We start from the raw sequence: 18,092 nt of genomic DNA on the forward strand, positions 1-18,092 counted from the left end.
CGCTCGCCACAGGGGGCTGGATAGCTGCGGCTTAGCGCCAGCTCCATGAGACACCGGTGTAGATCCCGCGTCCGTCCGCCGGGGTGGAGCGTGCGACATCCAGGCCCTTGTCGTCGTAGCCCGGCGTGACGGTGTTGGCGTAGCGGCGGTTGGTGAGGTTGCGCAGGTCGACCCAGGCTTGCCAGTCCTGCTTGGGTGCGTCGTAGCCGAAGGTCGCGCCCAGAAGGGTGTAGGACGCGGCGTAATAGGAATTGGCGTAATCCACCGCCACCCGCGAGGAATGCTCGGTATTGAGGCTGGTGTAGAAGCCCGTCGGGTGGCCGTAGCGCAGTTGCGCCTGATAGTAGTGCTGGGGGATGCCCGGCAAGCGGTTGCCGCCGAAACGGTCGTCGTCGCGGTAGTGGAAGTCGCTGAAGGTATAGGCCTGGCGCAGGTCGAGCTTACCGCTGCGGCCGCCGTCCCACAGCGGGCTGAGCAGGCCCAGCTCCACGCCCTGATGCACGGTGGGGCTGGCATTGGATTCGGCGACGATGGCATTGCTGGTCGAGGTCTGGGCCTGGGTTTCCACGGTGAGCAGTTCGTGGCGCACTTCGGAGCGGTACAGCGCCAGGTCCCACTGGCCGAGCCATGCTTCGCCACGGCCACCGATTTCCAGGGTGGTGGCCGTCTGGTTTTTCAGGCTGACGCCTTCGCGCTGTAATCCAGTGGCCGGGCCGCTGCCCGCTGGAAAGTATTTGTTGGAACCCCAGATCATCGACCACGCATGCGGCGGCTCGACCGAGCGGCTCAGGTTGCCGTACACCTGCAACTGCGGGGTGAAGTCATAGCGCAGGCCGATGCGCGGTGCGTAGTCCCAGTCATGCTGGCTGAGCGGCGCCTGGCCTTCGGGATAAGTGACCTGGGTTTCACGGCGGGTGTAGATCGCGGCCAGGCCGGTGGTCAGCCACAGGTCCTGGACCAGCTCCAGGTCATTGCCGATATGCAGCACGGTGTCTGACCCCAGGTAGCTGTAGTCGCGGGTCTTGGTGCCTGGGGCATAGGTTGCGGTGTTGCCGGCTGGCGTGCGCACGTATTCCGATGTGCCGTTGTTGGGCATCGCCTGGGTGGTGCGCAGGCCGAGGGTGGTTTTGCTGTCGTGGCCGAACAGCGTGTCCTGGCGGATGTAATTCAAGGTGCTGCTGATATCGGTGTAGGCCACCTTGAGACGGTTGGTGCCTTCGCGCAGGTCCATCGGGTAATCGTGATAGGCCAGCCCGACTTCCAGGCGCGAATTGTCGTCCAACTGCAAGGTGGTCTTGTTGGCGATCCAGGTGGAACCCGGCTGCAGGCGCTTGGAATCGCGGGCAGCGTTGAGACTGTTGGCGGCACGCGGGTCGTGGCTGATCTGGGCGCGGGTGAGTTTGCCGGGGGTGTCGTTGGTGGTTTCGCGGTAGCGGAAATAGAAGCGGGTTTCCAGGTCCGGGTTGAAGCGGTAGCCGAAGTTGGCGGCCATGCCCTTGCCGGTGGCGGCGCTCTGGCGCTGGTAGCCGTCGGATTCCGAGTCGGTGAGGCTGATGTAGTAGTCGGCATCCCCCAGCACCTGGCCCGAACTGATCTCGCGCTGGGCATAGCCACGGCTGCCGGCTTCATAGCGCACTTGCAGCTTGGGCGCATCGTAGCCGGTATGGGTCACATAGTTGACCGCGCCACCCAGGGCCAACGCGCCTTGATCAAAACCGTTGGCGCCACGCAGCACCTCGACGCGGCTTTGCCACAGCGGGTCCTTGAGTTCATAAGGGGTGCCGCCGGGGCCGGTCAGCGGCAAGCCATCGAACATTTCGTACAGCCCTGAAGCATGGGCGCCTGGGCTGCGGTTCAGGCCCGAACCACGAATGGACAGCTTCACCCCTTCATTGTTTGCCGCCTTGGCATACACCCCAGGCTGGTACTTGAACACGTCTTCATTGGTGCTCACCCGCCCTTGCTGCACGCTGCTCATGTCGATGTAATTGGTAGCACCGGGCACGCTCTTGAGCTGCGCTTGGGCGACTTCGCCGGCGCCGGCCTCGGGCGTGGTAACTTCGACCGGCGCCAATTGCAGGTCTTCGGCGTGCACCAGGGAGCTAAAGGTCAGGGCGGCGAACAGGAACGGAGGTGGGCGCAGCAGCATGGGCGGATCCTTGGAATTCGGGGGCGTGAAAGGCTGGGCCGTCACGCGAACAGTGATGGGAAGACAACGATGCCCGCCAAGTCACGCCTTAATAACGGACCAGACGCTTCCCACAACAGCGTCGGACCGGATTTATTTTTTAAGTCCAAAATCGAATTAATACATGCAAACTCAGTATTTAAAGAAATAACCAGTACGCATTACTGTGGAGCCATCGAGTCACCTACGAGATCCCCTCCCATGCCTGCATCCGCCACCGTCATCGACTTTACCCTCCACCGCAAACGCCGCCAGGCACGTGCTGCGGCCGAGTTGATGTGGGCGATGTACGCAGCGCGCGCAGGGTTGGCGGTGTTTACCACCCACGCCGCAACGCCCAGCGATACACGCCGGGCGTAGGCCAATGAATTTCCTGCATGTGATTCCCGAACCGCCCGAACCGCTGCCCAAGCCCAACACCGATGACGATGTGATCAGCCTGTGCGTTGCGCATAACCTGCAACGCCTGCGCAGCAAACGGCACTTGTCACTGGACGCCCTGGCACGCGCCTGCAGCGTGAGCCGGGCAATGCTGGCGCAGATCGAATCCGGGCGCAGCGTGCCGTCGATCAAGGTGTTGTGCAAAATTGCCAAGGGCTTGAAGGTGTCGGTGGCGGCGTTCCTGGAAGACCGCGCGTTCGAAGGGGTGGAAGTGTTGCCGGCGCAGCAGAGCAAGCGCCTGGTGAGTGCCGATGGCGCGTTTATCAGCCGCGCATTGTTTCCCTACGATACGGCACGCCAGTCCGAGTTCTACGAGATTCGCCTGCGGGCACTCGGCGAGGAAGTCTCCCAAGGCCACGGCCCGGGCATCCAGGAAAACCTGGTGGTGGCCCAAGGCGTACTGGAAGTCAGCGTCAATGACGAGCGCTACCTGCTGTCCACCGGCGATTCAATCCTGTTCTACGCCGACCAGCCCCACCGCTACCGCAACCCGGCGGACAGCGAAGCCGTGGCGTTCCTGGTGATCACCTACCCCGAACGGCTGGATTAATCACGGCAAAAAAAACGCCCCGACTTATCGGGGCGTTTTTTCATCGCGCGGGACCTGTCAGCAGGTGCAGCACATCATCGGCATGCCGTTGCAGCTCATCATCATGGGCATGGCGCAGTCATTCATCATTTTGTTCATGAGCATGCAGCAGTTGTTCATCATGTCCATGCTCATGCCCGGCATCGGCATCATTTTGCACATCATGCCGTCAGCCATCATGGTGCATTCCATGACGCACTTCATCATCGGCATCGGCATGCCCATCATCGGCATCATGTTCATGCCGGTCATCATGGCCATGGCGTCGGCCGACATGCACATCATCGACAGGTTGGCGCACTGCATCATCATCGGCATGCCGCAGTTCATCATCATCGCCATCATTTCGGCATTGGTCTTGAACTGGGCCATGTCCATGCCGGCTGCCGGCTTCATGGTGCACATCATGGCGTCAGCGGCCATTTCGCATTTCATGGTTGCCATCATCATCGGCATGCCCATCATCGGCATCATTGGCATGGAGGTGTTCATCGGCATCTGCATTGCATTCATCATGTTCGAAACTCCGTAATCGACAGGAAATGGCTAGGTTCTGGCGCCGATTCTAGAGAGACCGGAGGGCTGCGCAAGACGCCGGCAGAGCAGCAGGAATGGGTGTTCCCAGGCACGCTTAGTCGAACAAGACAGCTGTATTTGGCGCGATAACAGTGATTAGGACGCTATTGCGTTACTTATATCCGTTACCTGGCGGATATGGACGTCATGGATATTCGATTGAGGAATCTCGTCCAATCTTAAGGAAATAAACGGTCTAACGGATGAGACTAGCCGTCGGGCTTTTCCAGCGACTGCATCAATTCATCGGCCTCCGACCCTGGTGGTAGCCTGAACCCATGCATTTCATCAGTGGCCAGAATTTCCCCCAGAGCAGCGAGCAACTGCGCCTCTGTCGGCGAGTCTCGCAGCAATTTATGCGCGGGCAGCAACAGCTCAGAGGGGACGCCGTGAACGCTCGCGGCGTCGATCACAGCAAAGAGGATAAAGCGCAGGCGTATTTCGCGGTCCGTCGGCCAAGCCGTTTTTCGCTTACCCAAGGTAGGGCCTCGTTTTTTCAGAAAAATCCGAGGCTATTGCGCACAGGGAGGTGTTTCAAGCATCGGAATGCAAGATAGGCCGCTTCCTACATCCAAAGCAGAAACAGCATACCGAACAACCCAATTACTGCACCGGCAGGAAATTCATCAACAACAGGCTTTGTGCATAGTTAAGGCCAATACGGCGGTAGCGCTCATCGAGCATCTGGGTCAACAGGTCCAGACGCGCAACAATCTTGCCGAACTCGACGGCGAAACTCAGGTTGCTGCCCTCCTCCGAAATCTCGTTGGAAAACAGGAGCAGGACGCCATTTGCATCCTGGCGCTTGCTGAGCAACCAGGTGGCCTTCTCGATGTTGCGCGCGGCATTGCTGACGAACTGCGGGTTGATCGAGTCGGTAATGTAGAACTCGGTACGCCCACCGTGGGCGGTCACGATCATACTGCCGATGGCATAGATAAACGCCCCGACCCGATCGCCCTGAAACTCAGGGCTCAAGGAGTAGCTCAGCGCCGCCAGGTCGCGACGCTCTCCGAGGGCGGGTAATGAGCGGCGCTGCTCAATGGCCAGGCGGATCTCCCGCGCAGCGCTCAGCGCATCCGGATAACCCGACTGGCGCCACTGGTTGGGGTTACGCAGGTAGAGCTTGTTCATGAGCAAATACAGGCTTTGCAAGTTGTCGCGCATGCCCAGGGTCGCCATGCGATCGACACTGGTCTGGAAGAATTCATCGGGTTTGCCATCGCTGAACTGCTTGGCGATATCCCGCCCCTGCTGCTGGGTGCAGCCACTGGCGCAGAGTATCAACACCACGGCCAGCCACAGGGGCCGAGGCACTCGTCGAGTCTTGAATAAAAGTAACGTGCGATCCATCGGCACCCGATCTGGTTCTTTTGCCCACGCGGGAAATCGGCAGGGCTGGGACAAAGATAGATTGGATAAATGAAAAAAAGTGCAATGGGCTGGGCATATAGTTGTAAGCAGAGCCCGCCGGGGACTGAATCGGCCCAATCGTGAAAGATTCGTTTCAGGGCCTATACTCCATGGAACAGTTGCGAGTGTTGTGGGCGATCCAGGGAGGATCTACATCGCGTATGGCACTTCCCCCGCAGCTGTACAGGAGGGTCGCACAGATGAAACATCCCATTCGAGCTCAGATTTTTGTCCAGGTGATATGCCTGCTTTCGGTGGCTCAGCTTTTCTGCTGAGCCATGGGTCACTGCCTTTAAGATCAGCTGCGCGTGTGGCTGGGGCAGTTTTCGCCCTGTATTTGGGCCCATCAACTTAAATGCCATTGCTGCCGCAGTAGAGTTCGCGCGGGTTTCAAGCGCGGACGGCCCGACACTACGCGTCTGGTATTAACGCGAATGTTTCATTTATCCAGATTCACCAGCTCGTGCATCCGCGCCCCTATCATTCCCCGCAACCATTCAGCGTGAAACGCCATTTCGTCCAGAGAGATACCCTCACCCAACCGATATTCGAAAACCTTGTCCTTGGGTCCCTGACCCACGAGGTGGAAATGCCCATGGCGATCAAACCGGGCGAGGACGTAGGGGCAGACGTAAATGATGTTGCTGAATGGCACCCGCACTTCGTAGGGCCCGCGGCCACGACGGATAACCGTGAGGCTAAGCAGTTGCTGGTTTTCATCGAACGTAAAGGCCTCCACATGAGGCGTAGAGGCCATCCAGGCAAACATCGCACCGATGAGCACTGCGGTACCGAGCATGAACAGGATGAGCGTCGACGTCGTAAAACTCGATTCAGCGCTGGTCGGCGCGCCCTGCAGCGCTCCGAGCCCGGCCAGGAGCAACATCACCAGCCCATAGCCCGGCAACAGCATCAGTAGCGCAATGTAGAACCCCAGGATCCCCCGACCACTGCCGCCAACGCTCGGTAGATCCGGGCCGTAATACCAGGTGGGTGGGTGCGCGACAGGGCTTCCAGTGCTTGGCGCTCCGGGAAGCGTGGCGACGAGGTGAGGTGGGTCTTGACGGTTCATCCAACAGGCTCCAGGGGTTGCAGCGTTCAATAATGGGCGAAAAGCCAGGAACCTTTGCGTCCCCCTCAAACCGTTAGTTGGACGCCCGCCTACGGGCGGCCTTACTTGAGCAGGGCAATCACCGCGCAGACAATCATGATCGCCAGCGCCGGCCACTGCATGGGCATGAAAAAGAAGTGATGGCGCACGCCATCTTCATGCACCTGCCGATTCAGGACAAAGCCCAGCACGGTATTGATGGCCGAGCCAATCCCCACACCCATCAACAGTTGCATCAGTGAGGTATTGCCGGGTTTGACGCTGGGGTCAGGCCACACCCCCATCAGCAGCAACACCATGGCCACCGGCGTGAACAGTGTCAGCCAGCCTGCGCCGCGATAGATCATCGTTTAATCCTCATGAATGACACGATTGGCTCAAGCCGGCTCGCGTGCTTGCTCTTCAGCCGCAAACACGGCATCGAGTGTGTTGAGGAACAGGTCGTGGCTCAGAATGCCGGTGGCGATGGTCGACAACACGGGTTTGCCGCTCTCGTCCTTGATCACCACCTTTTCGGTCCAGGCGTTGAGGTCGACGGTACGCAGCGACGACATCGGCACCTTGCGCCCTTGGTATTCGAGGAGATCCAGGCTCACCACAATCGGCGTCGTGGTGATTTTGAGGAAGTTGCCGCTGACGCGCTTGCCCCAGACCTGCCCGGAGCTGATGCAATTGAACCTGACCGCCCCACCCGACTCCAGCGTCGCCAGCACCCCCGGCAGACGTGCACGTACGTGCAGCTCACGGACCAACTGCTGGAAATCGTGAAAGCCCTTGAGGCTCTCGATCACTCGATGAAACGGCTCCGTGGCATTACGACGGTAAGCCACGTTGGTGATCATGCCGGTCAGCACGGTTTGCCCGGAGCCAAACAGATACAAGTCATCGATCTCGGCAAAGGCGGTGTATTCGCGCTGATCGTTGATGATGCGCTCGATACCATGCTCATACACGTCGTAAAGCGGCGCACGCAGTTTCCTGTGCCAGGCGTAAGCGGCAAATACACCCAGCCCGAGAACCGCCAGCAAAGCGCTGGTGGCGTAAATCAAGGTATGGGGGCTGCTGAAGCTGAAGGCCATGCCACGGGACGTCTGGAGGCTGACCGGCCCTTCATTGCCCGGTGGCAGGATCGTGCCCAGATACAACACAAACCCGGCGAGACCTAACAACACAACGCCAAATATCAAACTGAAAATCAGAAAACCCTTGCCGTGACGGAAACTGGCGATCAGTTCGCCGGTGGCGGAAGGCGCTTGGGAGGGGGATGACTGCATAACGCTTGCGTCCTTGTAATGGGGTTGCGCGCACCGCTGTTTATGCGGGGCCGATTGAACCCTGCCGTCATTGGGCGGGCTTGGCACGGCAGGTTGGAACATGGCTCATTAACATCGTTCCCTGTGCATATGGGTTAATGCCAACGGGTTCACAACCTTCGCGACATTGGGGCCGGAAACACGAAAGCCCCGCTAAGGCGGGGCTTTCGTTTAAGTCCTGGCGGGAAACCACGCCTGGGACCCTCGTCATCTTTCGGACAATGCAGCGCTTGTTTCACCAACTGGCAAAAGACGTCCCCGGACGCGGAATCATTATCGGGCTTGGCGAAGCACAAGCTCCGACAGACGGGTCTTAACTCGGAAGCAGAACTCACGAATTTGAAATTGATAAGCGGGCATAACCATGTAGTTTAAATCGGGACCCAATGAGTCTTTAATTTCCATGTATTTGGCAGTCTTGGCAGCAATGGCCTGGTATTGCGCCTCGTATTTATCGTAAGACGCTTTGTTGTAGACCTTTAAAACATCCAGTTCTTTACGGCATTGCTCAGCGCGATTTTGGTTCAAGTTTGTTTCTGTTTCTGACTGAGCAGACTCCAAAGAAGCTGCTTTTGGGGCGTCAGCACTGGCGTTCGCAGGTGCAGCCTCGTATCGCACAGTCCACTTTTCTGGAGTCGAAGGTGCGACCTCAGGCGGTGCTTCCCGGACGACGGCAGGAGGTGGAGTCACATCAGGTTTTTCGGGAGTTTTCGTAGCGCATCCAGAGAGGGCAAGCCCTACCACTACAACGATGCCACACATTTTATCCATCGGTTCCACCAAGAGGTAATTACGGATGGCTGAGTCGTTAGGTTCTGGGTAAAAGTAATAACTCATTCAATGATCGAGTGTAATTTTTCTACCAGCCTCAAGGCGCTCAGCCTCTCTTCCTTGAGTGCGCAGATGAACGATAGTAGTAAAAAAATAAAAAGATGACGAGCAAAAGCTGGCTGAAAAAACCACGAATTAAATGAGCCAGTGGAAGTGGCTTCAGTTGCTTGATTCAGGTCCCGGGCTGCATCGGCAATCATCAGTATTGGCTGCGCGAGTCTGCTACAGGGCACAGTAATCAGAAGATCGCCAAACCCCAGAAACGCAAAAGCCCCGCATAGCGGGGCTTTCGTTTGAATCTTGGCGGGAAACCAGGGATTCGAACCCTGGGAACGCTATTAACGTTCGCCGGTTTTCAAGACCGCTTAGCATAATCCAGCGGGCTGCGGCCTGAGCAGGAATTGGCGTTCCGTTACTCGCACTTCGCTTCCAAGCTACAGGCCGCATTCTATGATGGGTGAGCTTTCGGTTTGGGAACTCCTGTCTCGTCCCCAGCGTCCCGACGCAACGTGCAGTGTCTTCGAATGAAGCGCCCCGCCACTCATGGAGTCAACTCCCGTTGGCGTCGCGCTGCCGCCTCCTTGACCGCAATAAATAGGGCTGCTGTTGTAGCCGGGTTGATCGAGCGCGCGGCTACCACTCCCTCCACAAATCCTTCGGCGCGCTCCTGCGCTAGTTTCAGAGCGTGCAAATCCGTAGCTCCCCCCAAGCGTGCCAGGTAATTGGCCATTTCTGTGCGGATCAAATCCGGCAAGCTAGTTCCGCTTTGCGAAAATACAATGCTCACACTCGGTGCTGCCAAGAGCTAGCGAATGATTCAAAGGGCACACCAAAGCCAATTAAGTCAGGATCCACACAACTGAAAGCCAAGAAGGAAACGAGTTGAGCGCAGATTTTGACCAGTTCTGGATCGAGAATCAGAACGTAGGTCATGACAAATCCATCGCATTGTTCTGCGTCCCACCATATCAACGAAGAACTGACGAACAGGGTGTCTTCGTCAGTATCGTCTTGGGCAAGGCGTGCTGGAAGTCATGGTTAGGGGAAACATTTACACGTCGCGTCCTTTTCGAGCCGGTGGAGGCCAGTAGATAAACCGCTGCCGGGCGCCTTGGTATACCGGCCTAGGGAGAGGTGGTTTCCATACCAACAAAAAAGGCCCCCACACACCTGTTTAAGTGTAGGGGCCTTTTAAGCATAAACGGTGTTGTTGGTAGAGCTGCGATCTAGTCTTAGCTTTGGTCGGCGTCGCGCTCGGCCTTTGCAACGACACGATTCAACTCGATAGCTAAAATCCCACCCGCTATTCTGAAATCAAGCAGCGCGTGTTCAGCCTTCATTTCAGCCCGGTGAAAACCACCCGGATCCTCATTCTGGCGGTCTTTACGTGCCCTCACTTCTTCTAGAGCACTCTCTAAAACTTTATACTTCTTTTGTGCATCCTGATTTAGAGATTTGAGTAGCTCTGTCTCGACCATCGGCATAGTGGGGACTCCTTTCCGGTTGAAACCAGCATTACCAATCCTGCTTAACCCTTGCGGCTACGCGATTGTGTTTCCAACCCAAAATGTAAAGTGGCCAAGCACTACCATCCTCCATCGTGCCCGGGTTTGTATCGATCAGCACCCAGCCTAGCTTGATCATTTCGTTGACCATTCGGGGGTCACGGACCTGCTGAACCTCTTTAACTTCGTCAAGCGACATCGGTACTGCTCCTTGCGTGGATGATGGCCAATTGTAGGCAAAACGCTCATCTGAGGGGAGGCTGACTTTATAACCAGATGTTGTGAGGTTAGCATCCCCCTTTCGCACAGAGCCAAATAGAGCACCTGTCCCATGGGCAAACTCTTCAACGGAGTGATTAGCTTTTTGAACGTCGTGGTAACGTCGAAGCGAATCCACCGCTTCTTGAATCAGAGGCGCTGCGGGGCGAGCGGAACAACTAGGTTGAGGTGGGTCAAAATGTGCGTGTAGCGCCCCATGCGATTTGTGAAAATATCAGCCATATCAAACAGACCCCGGCACTGCACAGGTAGACAGAGCTTCGCTAGTGACTAGACTCCAGAAGCCTTCTAAGCGAAGGAATCCAAGCCGCCCACCTGTAATAGCTCTTCGCTATGATGTAGGATGAGGTTCATTGTTATCCGCACTCAAAAAAGATCGTGCGATGCAAATCAAAAACGAACAGGCTACACGGATCATAGATCCGAGGAATCGGCACATGTAAACGAAGTTCTCTGACATTTTCTGTTAGCACATTCGCAATATGCCTCAACCTTGCTTAGCTACTTAAGGCAGCCAATTACTGCCTTCATAACAAAACTACGTGTCGACCAGGAATCATATGCTAGATAAAATAAAAACACTATTAAGGCGTAATAAAGAAACCACTAATCCAGCAATCAAAAAGCCATACGATTACAAAATAGGCGCGCGAGACAACGATGACGTCAAAATTAGAAAAATATATGCGAAGCATCCTGGCTGGGTCGTGTATCGCACTGATAGCGCGATACGAATAGATATTGATGACAAAGATCCCGACATATTATTATATGCAGAAAACCACTATAAGCTCGCCGCAGATTTGGCCCGAATTTATTCATGGCTCCCAGAAAAACTTTCCGGCACAGAGTCAATTAACAGGCTTGTAGGGCGAGCCATAACTACAAACATCGTAGGAAATACTGAGGTAGCTAAAAATATATTAATGCAAGCTGAAGGGCGGCTATTCAAACTTAAAACTATACAGGGACGACTTCAATATACTTTAAGCGCATTTCTCTTGGTAGCCATACTTCTATTACTGTCAGGAATTTATGGTTTTCAATCCGCCCCACTCTTATTAAATATTGCGCTTTGTGGGGCCTTGGGTGGCGTATTGTCGATCGCTCTAGGATTCTCCAAATTGGAGATAGATTTAGATGCGAGTAAATTTGTAAACTGTCTGATTGGATGCTCAAGAATTTTGATTGCAATCACCGCAGCAATATTTTCTTTTTTTGCAATAAAAAGCAATATTGCTTTTTCTTTTGTCGAAAAGTCCCCCGAAAATACTGGATACTTCATGGTAGCCATGATATCCGGCTTCATAGAAATGCTTGTCCCAAGCATTATGAGCAATCTCGCAAAAGAGGCGCCCAACCAGCCCATTAATTCATCTTTAACCACAAAAGAAGAAACGCTTCCGGAAGAAAATATTAAACCATGAACACTCTTCTATACCGAATGATGATCCTTTTCCCGAGCGATCAGATTGCCAAGCAAAACCTATTATGTAACGCTATTTGACGAATTTTGGGGATTAGATACGTCGTTGCTTGCTTTAATGCCCACCAGCCAAAAAGTGTATAAGTGTAACTGGATGGCATAGATTCGCGTACGTCTTGCCCCATTTTTGTCCCATTCGCGCAGCCCAGCGTTTAGCCTCCTCCAACGTCCTATAACTGACTGGACGTAGGGCCCCTTCCACCTTGTATATTTGATCAACAGGCGTCCACTCGCACAGGTACACCGGATTGACTACCTCATGAAGCACCAAGATCAATAGCCTTTGGCCGACAACCACTTTATTTAGGATGCCATCCTGTGAAACCTAAAAAACTCTCAGAATCCCCTCAATTTAGAATTGCACTTCTCTTGCCGCTAATATTAGGGGCGACACTATTCATTACCTCCGCCCTCACCAATCAAAACTTTAAAATATGTTTGTCCTCTGACTGCGTAAACTATTTTTTTGAACTATACAAATACCCCCTATCAATAATAGGTCTAGCCGTACCACTAACAGCTATAACCGCTGCACTTCATCGATCGGAGGAAGCATCCCATCAGATTGAAGAAACTCTAAAACAAAATACATTCAATAATTACATTAAACACAAAGAAGAATTCATTAACGTCTTAGAAAAACTGGAAATTACTTGCGCGTGCAAATTTACGGACCCGCTAAACACCTACAAAAATATCTTTCCTCTAAACAACTACTCATCCTTCAACTTTAAATCACAATGGAAACAGCACCCCTCAGATAACAAACCAGCACAAGACAACGAGCTATTAGACTTCATAAGAAGTGAGCTAGATGGCGTTATGGCGCTAATATATGCTCCGAACATGGATAGTTTTGCGCTGAGACATGTAATTTATTCAATTGACGAAATAACTGACGCTCTGCGCATCAAGCGCACGCAAGAGCCATTTCATCAATTTTCACAGAGCCGGCTTGTCTGGCCGACAGACTACGCAAAAACATCTACCATGAACCTATTCAATATAGTAAGAACCTTAGAGCTTTTTTCTTTTCATGATCGGAAACAAACCGAGAAAAAGCAGGAATGGAATGCAAATATGACACTCCCAAACTCTGGCCAGACCAAGCAACGCAACATGGAGTTGGTCAACGAGTTAGCAGAGGATGTTAGTGCTTTATTTTGACGTACTCATCATCACCAACGACCGATCAACCTATGGTAGAAAGCCTCCAAGAACAACTCTCATACTTGGAATGTATATCATCAAGCCTAGCTACCGGCTTGATAGTTTTTGGAAGGAGTTGCTGCTCGGGGGTAATCAGCAACCCATCCACGAACAACTGTCAATAGCTAGGGAGGAGTAAGCCATTCCATCACAGCTATGACGCAAGCTGCAGCATACCATCGACATCCGGGCCATCCTCATTGATCCAGGTTCCATAGTCCTAGTGGATGATGCTGACGTTGGTATGCTCCATCTGTTCGGGCTATCCATTCGATTGAACCAATGCCCTTGTTCAGCAACAGACCTGCGTATCTGTACCGGCATTGTAGGAGCTATCCCTATCACAAGACCTCACACCAACTTCATCACCCGACGATGGATTGGACATAGCCTTCCTTAAAACTACCGCCAGCTATGCCCACCGAGCATTGAGCCGCCGGTCTCGTAGCAATTCCTAAGCAAGCATCAATTTGGTAAGCCCCTGCTATGCTTAGGCCTTTTCGATGAGATAGCACACATGTCAAGGGAATACTCACTGCCGGATCTGCTTGAACGAATGTACGAGAATCAGCTCGCGTTAGAAGCTGCGCTAATGGAATTGACTCTCCAAAGCGAAAAGCAAGGCCTCGATGAGGTTGGCAATAACGTACGTGGTGCGTTATTCGTCATCGGCGAAAACGCTGGGCATATCAAGCAGGGCCTGGCGAAGTTACGAACCAATCCTTTCTAACAAAGCACACCCCGATTGTGTGGGGGTATGGGGGCAGTTTTGATGGATACGCCCGTGGTTGCTAGCCCTACCGCCCGCCCGCATCTGATTGCATAAATGCGTAATTGGCATTGGATGGCATAGATTGGCGTACGGTTTGCCCCATTTTTGCCCCATGGATACCGCTCGGGTTCAGCCTATCCCTCGATCCGATGATGGATTAGACGTAGGGCGTCTGTATCCTCTGCTCTGCTTGAGCAGAAGGACAAGCGTTTCTCTTGTAGCAATTTCTGAACATTCACAGAGTTCAGGCATACCAAAGCACACATCCTCGATTGCTCAGTCAAGGGGCTCCTTCTTGCGATCAACGCCACCAATTTTTTTCCAAGCTTCAAAACGATGGGTTGCCGCGCCGAAGCTAATCTCCATCACCGCACCAACAGCATTCCTGCTTTTACCAGCATCAAACAGCCGATAGCAGACCTCAACACCACGATCAGTTAGCTTGCCGTTTTCGAGCTTGTTCGCTGGCTCGTGATAATCGATCATCAGTTCATCAGACGGGCATGACAGCAGCGCCGAAAGGGGTTTGTGGTTCGTAGCCGCTACCGGCACTCGCTCCCAGCGCAGCTTACTGATTGCTTTGAATTGGCTGATAGCGACTGACCCACGCTCGTTCCTAGCTTTAGATCCAGATCTAGTCAGTAGTGCCTCAACAGCCGGGCCTAGCCGCTTCATATATTTGGAATGCGTTGTAATCAGCATCGAGCAGCACTAAAAGAACCGTATCAAAGGACTGCTTTAAATCGATCGAACCAACCCGAGCGCCTCGCATTCGAGGATTGGAGAAATACCGACCCTTGATTTGGATCTTGCGAGTCGACCCGTCTCTTGTTTCCGTAGCGTCATACCCCGCTTGCCTAGCTAACTCCAATTTAAGATTGAGGATTCGAGCAGCCTCATACTCCGCAACCTCACCCGTGACACCCAGTGGCTTGCCTGTGAGGTGATAATACCGCCGAGCAAGGACCTTCGCGTCGCTCAGGATCTGGTAAACCTCATCGGTTGCTTCCATGCTTTTTCCTAGGTCCGGACGATAGAAAGCTCAGGCTTCACTGCAAGCCGCGCCTCAGCTAGTCTGCTTATGACTTAGAAAACGACACTTTATACAGCGAGCTTTCGGCTTCAACAGATCGGCCCGCAGTGCCCACCGAGAAGGCCTCTCCCTTTTCGAATCTGGCATCGCCGTTCTTTGCAGCTTCCTGAGGATCAGTAATCAGCCAACCATAAAGGGTATGCGGCGCGGGCGTGTTACCCATGCAGACCTTCAGCGCGGCCTTGGTCCCGCTCGCATCTTTAACATCGGCGCTGACGCAATCACCGTCTGGAACGGTCAACACAAACTCGTGAGGACCAGCAGGGGTCTTAGCCGTTACCTGCACTTTCCACAGGGTCGGGGTTTGGTCTGCCTGGGCAGCCAGTGAGACGCTGGCGAGGAGAGTGGCCGCCAAAAAGCTGCTGATGCAAGGGACTTTCATTCTTTCATTTCCTTCTTGGCTTACCGGCCTTCCCGGTGCCTTTACGTCCTCGGCCCCGGCTTTTGAGGACCGAGGCTTGGGGTGTAGCGGGCGACTTTTCCTACTGGTTCAGGTTGTCCGCAGCGGTACGCCCCAAATCCGCGCGGGCAAACCATGCTTGGTGCATGGTATTGGTCAACTTCTTGCTATTTCATCCCAACGGCCTAGAACGATGGTTGTAGGCAAATTCGATAATTCCAATGTAACTATTGTTTGAACCACGCCGTTTTTAGCAACCATCTGCATGTTTTGCCCCATAGGTTGCTTGTTCCACCGTGTATTTTTCTCCAGCACTTGAGGAAAGTTGCTTAATGAGGCCTTTGCACGAGAAGCCCATCATATTGAGATACTGCTTCGCAGACCTAACCGCCTGCTGGTTCCAATCAATGTTCATGCTGTCCACTGCTTTCGTAGCGTCAGAAACGTCGAAACCCTCTCCAGCATCAGATGAAAGCTGATGAATAAGCCCATTCCGTGAGAAGCCCGTCATGCTGAGATACTGCTTCGCTGATCTGACCGCATTATTTTGAGGCCCAGTCAAATCTCCAGCCCATGAGGGCCCAGCAGCAAAAAAAGTGACAGCCAATATTACTTTTAAAAAATTCATCGAAAATTCTCCAGAACCTACGCAGCGCCTCTAACGGCCTTAAATTTTTGTCTTACGGTTCAACGTTTCCGTGACTACTGCGTGTCTTTGAGGAAGATGTGAGAGGAGACCTGGCCGACGATGCCGACAGCGCAAATTCGCGCAAAGGCATCATTCCCGACGTGCAAAAGGCTCGTTCGCGAGCCACCCGTTCAAATTAAACTCTGTCACTCTCCATGTTCAAAACAATCACCTTGATCCAGCTCGTCATCATCATTGTTTCTTTGATAAGCATCGTTGTTTGGATTGAGTTGGTTGGAGTGATTATCCATGCTTGAGTCATAAGCATCGTTGTTCGGGTTCATGCTGTCACTACGGTCATCATTAGGTGTTCTGCTCATTTTGTTGCTCCATTCGTAATGGCGTTTGCTGAAAGTAAGTCGATTTCCCTGCTCGATCCTGGGGAGCGAAAAGCTTCGCTCTTCTACGGCCTCGGCCCAGAGCAGGGGCTGGGCTTGCGCATTACCTAGAGATTTCCCATCACTCAGCCGGATCAACCGGGATGCCCACCCGCTCGCACTCGCCTTTGTCAGGCAAAAAATCAAACCCTATTTCGGGGCCGTACAGCTCGTCGCATTCAGTGGAGGATGAAGACTTAAGGCGGCGTGCTCGAAGTTGCTTACCATCCTCGGTGCAGATTCCCTTGCCAGAAAGGTCGATGAATACCAACGAGCCCTGGGTAAGCGAACCATGGTTATCGCGATAGTGGCCTCTGATACGACGAACACGGATGTTGGTCATGAGCTTTCCTGTCCAATTCTGGGATGCGAAAAGCGTCCCTCTTTATGAGCTTAGCCCACACCTGCGGGCTTGTGGATGCAACGGACTTTCCGTTACTGGCTTTCACATATGAGGGGATGTGGATCTGGCGCCCAGGGTCTCGGCGCGCACGACAGCCATGGAGCCAATCAGCAAATTGAACGCACCGCGCTCCTCGACGCTGATCAGCGTCGGGTGCAGCGCCTCTAAGCGGGCATACAAGGCCGCCTGCTGCGCCTGCCCGGCCGCCAGGTCGGTGACCTGGCCCAGCGCTGCAATGGCCTGATGCATGGCGATCAGGTCGGCCAGGCGGGAATGCTCGAAGCTGTTTGGCGAAGTCGGGGCGTTGCTCATCGACGGGGTTCCTTTGCAGATACGGAGGGGGTTGGTTCTACTGCCACTGCCAAGCCGATGCTGGGCTTGAGCGGGGTTTTCCATTGTGACTGTGACTGTCGGTAGGGGTGGGCTCTCTGTCAGGATTAGACGGGAATCAGGATCAATCCAAAGAGAGTTGGCAGCAGGCCTCCAGCAAAGCCTACCACCAGTGATTTCGCAATGTTCACGGAAAATGCCAGGGCCCCTCAGAACAACCCGCCCAACGCAGCGGGCTCCCAATTCATAATCACCAGCTCACCGCTGACATCCGCTTTAACCTGCCGTTGATTGGCGGAGCTGTACCGGATGTCTACGGTTTCGAAGTTAAATCCCTCGAACACCCTGCGAATATCCGGGTGATCGTTGATGCTCACCATCACCTTCCCTTTGCAGCGCCGCATGAAGTCAGCCATGCGCTCGTAATTCTCAAACGGGAAGTCGACGCCATAGCCGGCGGTCTGCCAGTAAGGAGGGTCCATGTAGTGAAAGGTGTGTGCACGGTCGTAGCGCTCAGCGCAGTCCAACCAAGGAAGGTTCTCAACGTAGGTGCCTGACAACCGCTGCCACGCTGCCGAGAGATTCTCCTCGATCCGCAGCAGGTTGATGGCCGGACCCGTGGTCGCAGTACCGAACGTTTGTCCGGTCACCTTACCGGCAAAGGCATGATGCTGCAGGTAGAAGAATCGCGCGGCGCGTTGGATGTCGGTGAGGGTTTCGGGGCGGGTCATTTTCTGCCACTCGAACACCTGGCGGGAGCTGAGCGCCCATTTGAACTGGCGCACGAATTCTTCCAAGTGGTTCTGCACGACGCGGTACAGCGTCACCAGGTCGCCGTTGATGTCGTTGAGGACCTCAACGGGCGCAGCCTGGGGGCGCATGAAATAAAGTGCGGCGCCGCCGGCAAAGACTTCGACGTAGCATTCGTGGGGTGGGAAGAGAGGGATAAGACGGTCGGCTAGGCGGCGTTTGCCGCCCATCCAGGGAATGATGGGGGTAGACATATGAAAGCAAGACCTTTGCTGTATGGATAAACAGTGCTAGGCTCGCTCCGCTTTGTGCACGAAGCAGGAGCCTTGGCTGGACTT

General features: G+C 54.1%; 24 protein-coding genes and 1 pseudogene. 6 read left to right on the forward strand and 19 right to left on the reverse strand.

The features are described from left to right. Positions 1-31 precede the first annotated feature (31 nt). A complete protein-coding gene (locus tag BLW22_RS17175) occupies positions 32-2,149 on the reverse strand; it encodes a TonB-dependent receptor family protein (RefSeq protein ID WP_074847108.1) in 2,118 nt (705 codons plus the stop codon). Between the two features lie 240 nt (positions 2,150-2,389). Between BLW22_RS17175 and BLW22_RS35005 the strand changes: the two genes are divergently transcribed. The 3 genes from BLW22_RS35005 to BLW22_RS35090 all read left to right on the forward strand — a co-directional run bounded on the left by BLW22_RS35005 (position 2,390) and on the right by BLW22_RS35090 (position 3,750). Beyond that, entirely contained in the window at positions 2,390-2,548 is a 159-nt protein-coding gene (locus tag BLW22_RS35005; RefSeq protein ID WP_162844266.1) for a hypothetical protein, read from the forward strand. A gap of 4 nt (positions 2,549-2,552) precedes the next feature. Beyond that, on the forward strand, positions 2,553-3,179 hold the full coding sequence (locus BLW22_RS17180; protein ID WP_065927114.1) for a helix-turn-helix domain-containing protein: 627 nt from the start codon (positions 2,553-2,555) through the stop codon (positions 3,177-3,179). 64 nt (positions 3,180-3,243) lie between these two features. Continuing rightward, entirely contained in the window at positions 3,244-3,750 is a 507-nt protein-coding gene (locus tag BLW22_RS35090) for a hypothetical protein (RefSeq protein ID WP_174562737.1), read from the forward strand. 253 nt (positions 3,751-4,003) lie between these two features. Here the strand turns inward: BLW22_RS35090 and BLW22_RS17190 are convergent, their stop codons facing one another. The 9 genes from BLW22_RS17190 to BLW22_RS17230 all read right to left on the reverse strand — a co-directional run bounded on the left by BLW22_RS17190 (position 4,004) and on the right by BLW22_RS17230 (position 10,166). Further along, entirely contained in the window at positions 4,004-4,273 is a 270-nt protein-coding gene (locus tag BLW22_RS17190) for a hypothetical protein (RefSeq protein WP_065927112.1), read from the reverse strand. Between the two features lie 124 nt (positions 4,274-4,397). Continuing rightward, on the reverse strand, positions 4,398-5,147 hold the full coding sequence (locus tag BLW22_RS17195) for a hypothetical protein (RefSeq protein WP_074847110.1): 750 nt from the start codon (positions 5,145-5,147) through the stop codon (positions 4,398-4,400). 499 nt (positions 5,148-5,646) lie between these two features. Continuing rightward, on the reverse strand, positions 5,647-6,279 hold the full coding sequence (locus BLW22_RS17200; protein ID WP_074847111.1) for a hypothetical protein: 633 nt from the start codon (positions 6,277-6,279) through the stop codon (positions 5,647-5,649). 101 nt (positions 6,280-6,380) lie between these two features. Beyond that, positions 6,381-6,665 carry a hypothetical protein gene (locus tag BLW22_RS17205; RefSeq protein ID WP_027607310.1) on the reverse strand — a complete coding sequence of 95 codons (285 nt, stop codon included), beginning with the start codon at positions 6,663-6,665 and terminating at the stop codon, positions 6,381-6,383. Between the two features lie 30 nt (positions 6,666-6,695). Then, positions 6,696-7,592, reverse strand: coding sequence for a hypothetical protein (locus BLW22_RS17210; protein WP_074847112.1), 897 nt, complete (start codon positions 7,590-7,592; stop codon positions 6,696-6,698). Positions 7,593-7,904: 312 nt separating this feature from the next. Next, positions 7,905-8,468, reverse strand: coding sequence for a hypothetical protein (locus tag BLW22_RS35410; RefSeq protein ID WP_235865594.1), 564 nt, complete (start codon positions 8,466-8,468; stop codon positions 7,905-7,907). Positions 8,469-9,245: 777 nt separating this feature from the next. Beyond that, complete coding sequence (locus BLW22_RS34870) at positions 9,246-9,395, reverse strand: hypothetical protein (RefSeq protein ID WP_159440253.1); 150 nt, start codon at positions 9,393-9,395, stop codon at positions 9,246-9,248. Positions 9,396-9,694: 299 nt separating this feature from the next. Beyond that, complete coding sequence (locus BLW22_RS17225; protein WP_074847114.1) at positions 9,695-9,946, reverse strand: hypothetical protein; 252 nt, start codon at positions 9,944-9,946, stop codon at positions 9,695-9,697. Positions 9,947-9,977: 31 nt separating this feature from the next. After that, positions 9,978-10,166 carry a hypothetical protein gene (locus tag BLW22_RS17230; protein WP_074847115.1) on the reverse strand — a complete coding sequence of 63 codons (189 nt, stop codon included), beginning with the start codon at positions 10,164-10,166 and terminating at the stop codon, positions 9,978-9,980. 640 nt (positions 10,167-10,806) lie between these two features. On the opposite strand from BLW22_RS17230, the gene BLW22_RS34565 reads away from it, so the two are divergent. Together BLW22_RS34565 and BLW22_RS34570 are read left to right on the forward strand one after the other, a co-directional pair. Continuing rightward, on the forward strand, positions 10,807-11,673 hold the full coding sequence (locus tag BLW22_RS34565) for a hypothetical protein (protein ID WP_143045146.1): 867 nt from the start codon (positions 10,807-10,809) through the stop codon (positions 11,671-11,673). 377 nt (positions 11,674-12,050) lie between these two features. Beyond that, on the forward strand, positions 12,051-12,899 hold the full coding sequence (locus BLW22_RS34570; RefSeq protein WP_143045147.1) for a hypothetical protein: 849 nt from the start codon (positions 12,051-12,053) through the stop codon (positions 12,897-12,899). Between the two features lie 196 nt (positions 12,900-13,095). Here the strand turns inward: BLW22_RS34570 and BLW22_RS36155 are convergent. Next, positions 13,096-13,267: pseudogene (locus tag BLW22_RS36155) on the reverse strand (site-specific integrase); the annotation flags it as partial. Between the two features lie 191 nt (positions 13,268-13,458). Here BLW22_RS36155 and BLW22_RS17245 point away from each other — a divergent pair. Continuing rightward, the gene (locus BLW22_RS17245) at positions 13,459-13,671 is read left to right on the forward strand and encodes a hypothetical protein (protein ID WP_074847118.1); all 213 of its coding nucleotides are present in this window, start codon (positions 13,459-13,461) and stop codon (positions 13,669-13,671) included. A gap of 318 nt (positions 13,672-13,989) precedes the next feature. Here the strand turns inward: BLW22_RS17245 and BLW22_RS34920 are convergent, their stop codons facing one another. From BLW22_RS34920 to BLW22_RS17280, 8 genes are all read right to left on the reverse strand, one after another. Next, positions 13,990-14,199: a hypothetical protein gene (locus BLW22_RS34920; protein ID WP_074847119.1), complete on the reverse strand. Its 210-nt coding sequence runs from the start codon at positions 14,197-14,199 to the stop codon at positions 13,990-13,992. Between the two features lie 163 nt (positions 14,200-14,362). Continuing rightward, positions 14,363-14,725, reverse strand: a complete 363-nt coding sequence (locus BLW22_RS17255) for a hypothetical protein (RefSeq protein WP_074847120.1) — start codon at positions 14,723-14,725, stop codon at positions 14,363-14,365. 67 nt (positions 14,726-14,792) lie between these two features. Then, positions 14,793-15,188, reverse strand: coding sequence for a hypothetical protein (locus BLW22_RS17260; RefSeq protein WP_074847121.1), 396 nt, complete (start codon positions 15,186-15,188; stop codon positions 14,793-14,795). A 268-nt stretch (positions 15,189-15,456) separates the two neighbouring features. Then, positions 15,457-15,834, reverse strand: coding sequence for an Ltp family lipoprotein (locus BLW22_RS17265; protein WP_074847122.1), 378 nt, complete (start codon positions 15,832-15,834; stop codon positions 15,457-15,459). Positions 15,835-16,040: 206 nt separating this feature from the next. Continuing rightward, positions 16,041-16,214: a hypothetical protein gene (locus BLW22_RS35010; RefSeq protein WP_162844267.1), complete on the reverse strand. Its 174-nt coding sequence runs from the start codon at positions 16,212-16,214 to the stop codon at positions 16,041-16,043. Between the two features lie 139 nt (positions 16,215-16,353). Then, positions 16,354-16,614 carry a hypothetical protein gene (locus BLW22_RS17270; RefSeq protein WP_074847123.1) on the reverse strand — a complete coding sequence of 87 codons (261 nt, stop codon included), beginning with the start codon at positions 16,612-16,614 and terminating at the stop codon, positions 16,354-16,356. A 102-nt stretch (positions 16,615-16,716) separates the two neighbouring features. After that, entirely contained in the window at positions 16,717-16,986 is a 270-nt protein-coding gene (locus tag BLW22_RS17275) for a hypothetical protein (RefSeq protein ID WP_074847124.1), read from the reverse strand. Positions 16,987-17,213: 227 nt separating this feature from the next. Next, on the reverse strand, positions 17,214-18,008 hold the full coding sequence (locus tag BLW22_RS17280) for a DNA adenine methylase (protein WP_074847125.1): 795 nt from the start codon (positions 18,006-18,008) through the stop codon (positions 17,214-17,216). Positions 18,009-18,092 lie beyond the last annotated feature (84 nt).

Origin of the sequence: Pseudomonas marginalis, from assembly GCF_900105325.1 — a bacterium.
Taxonomy (GTDB): domain Bacteria; phylum Pseudomonadota; class Gammaproteobacteria; order Pseudomonadales; family Pseudomonadaceae; genus Aquipseudomonas; species Aquipseudomonas marginalis.

Bases quoted from the DNA above. Each gene is read 5' to 3' on its own strand.
- BLW22_RS17175 (WP_074847108.1), bottom strand. From the start codon at position 2,149: ATGCTGCTGCGCCCACCTCCGTTCCTGTTCGCCGCCCTGACCTTTAGC.
- BLW22_RS35005 (WP_162844266.1), top strand. From the start codon at position 2,390: ATGCCTGCATCCGCCACCGTCATCGACTTTACCCTCCACCGCAAACGC.
- BLW22_RS17180 (WP_065927114.1), top strand. From the start codon at position 2,553: ATGAATTTCCTGCATGTGATTCCCGAACCGCCCGAACCGCTGCCCAAG.
- BLW22_RS17195 (WP_074847110.1), bottom strand. From the start codon at position 5,147: ATGGATCGCACGTTACTTTTATTCAAGACTCGACGAGTGCCTCGGCCC.
- BLW22_RS17200 (WP_074847111.1), bottom strand. From the start codon at position 6,279: ATGAACCGTCAAGACCCACCTCACCTCGTCGCCACGCTTCCCGGAGCG.
- BLW22_RS17205 (WP_027607310.1), bottom strand. From the start codon at position 6,665: ATGATCTATCGCGGCGCAGGCTGGCTGACACTGTTCACGCCGGTGGCC.
- BLW22_RS17210 (WP_074847112.1), bottom strand. From the start codon at position 7,592: ATGCAGTCATCCCCCTCCCAAGCGCCTTCCGCCACCGGCGAACTGATC.
- BLW22_RS35410 (WP_235865594.1), bottom strand. From the start codon at position 8,468: ATGAGTTATTACTTTTACCCAGAACCTAACGACTCAGCCATCCGTAAT.
- BLW22_RS34870 (WP_159440253.1), bottom strand. From the start codon at position 9,395: ATGACCTACGTTCTGATTCTCGATCCAGAACTGGTCAAAATCTGCGCT.
- BLW22_RS17225 (WP_074847114.1), bottom strand. From the start codon at position 9,946: ATGCCGATGGTCGAGACAGAGCTACTCAAATCTCTAAATCAGGATGCA.
- BLW22_RS17230 (WP_074847115.1), bottom strand. From the start codon at position 10,166: ATGTCGCTTGACGAAGTTAAAGAGGTTCAGCAGGTCCGTGACCCCCGA.
- BLW22_RS34565 (WP_143045146.1), top strand. From the start codon at position 10,807: ATGCTAGATAAAATAAAAACACTATTAAGGCGTAATAAAGAAACCACT.
- BLW22_RS17245 (WP_074847118.1), top strand. From the start codon at position 13,459: ATGTCAAGGGAATACTCACTGCCGGATCTGCTTGAACGAATGTACGAG.
- BLW22_RS34920 (WP_074847119.1), bottom strand. From the start codon at position 14,199: ATGATCGATTATCACGAGCCAGCGAACAAGCTCGAAAACGGCAAGCTA.
- BLW22_RS17255 (WP_074847120.1), bottom strand. From the start codon at position 14,725: ATGGAAGCAACCGATGAGGTTTACCAGATCCTGAGCGACGCGAAGGTC.
- BLW22_RS17260 (WP_074847121.1), bottom strand. From the start codon at position 15,188: ATGAAAGTCCCTTGCATCAGCAGCTTTTTGGCGGCCACTCTCCTCGCC.
- BLW22_RS17265 (WP_074847122.1), bottom strand. From the start codon at position 15,834: ATGAATTTTTTAAAAGTAATATTGGCTGTCACTTTTTTTGCTGCTGGG.
- BLW22_RS35010 (WP_162844267.1), bottom strand. From the start codon at position 16,214: ATGAGCAGAACACCTAATGATGACCGTAGTGACAGCATGAACCCGAAC.
- BLW22_RS17270 (WP_074847123.1), bottom strand. From the start codon at position 16,614: ATGACCAACATCCGTGTTCGTCGTATCAGAGGCCACTATCGCGATAAC.
- BLW22_RS17275 (WP_074847124.1), bottom strand. From the start codon at position 16,986: ATGAGCAACGCCCCGACTTCGCCAAACAGCTTCGAGCATTCCCGCCTG.
- BLW22_RS17280 (WP_074847125.1), bottom strand. From the start codon at position 18,008: ATGTCTACCCCCATCATTCCCTGGATGGGCGGCAAACGCCGCCTAGCC.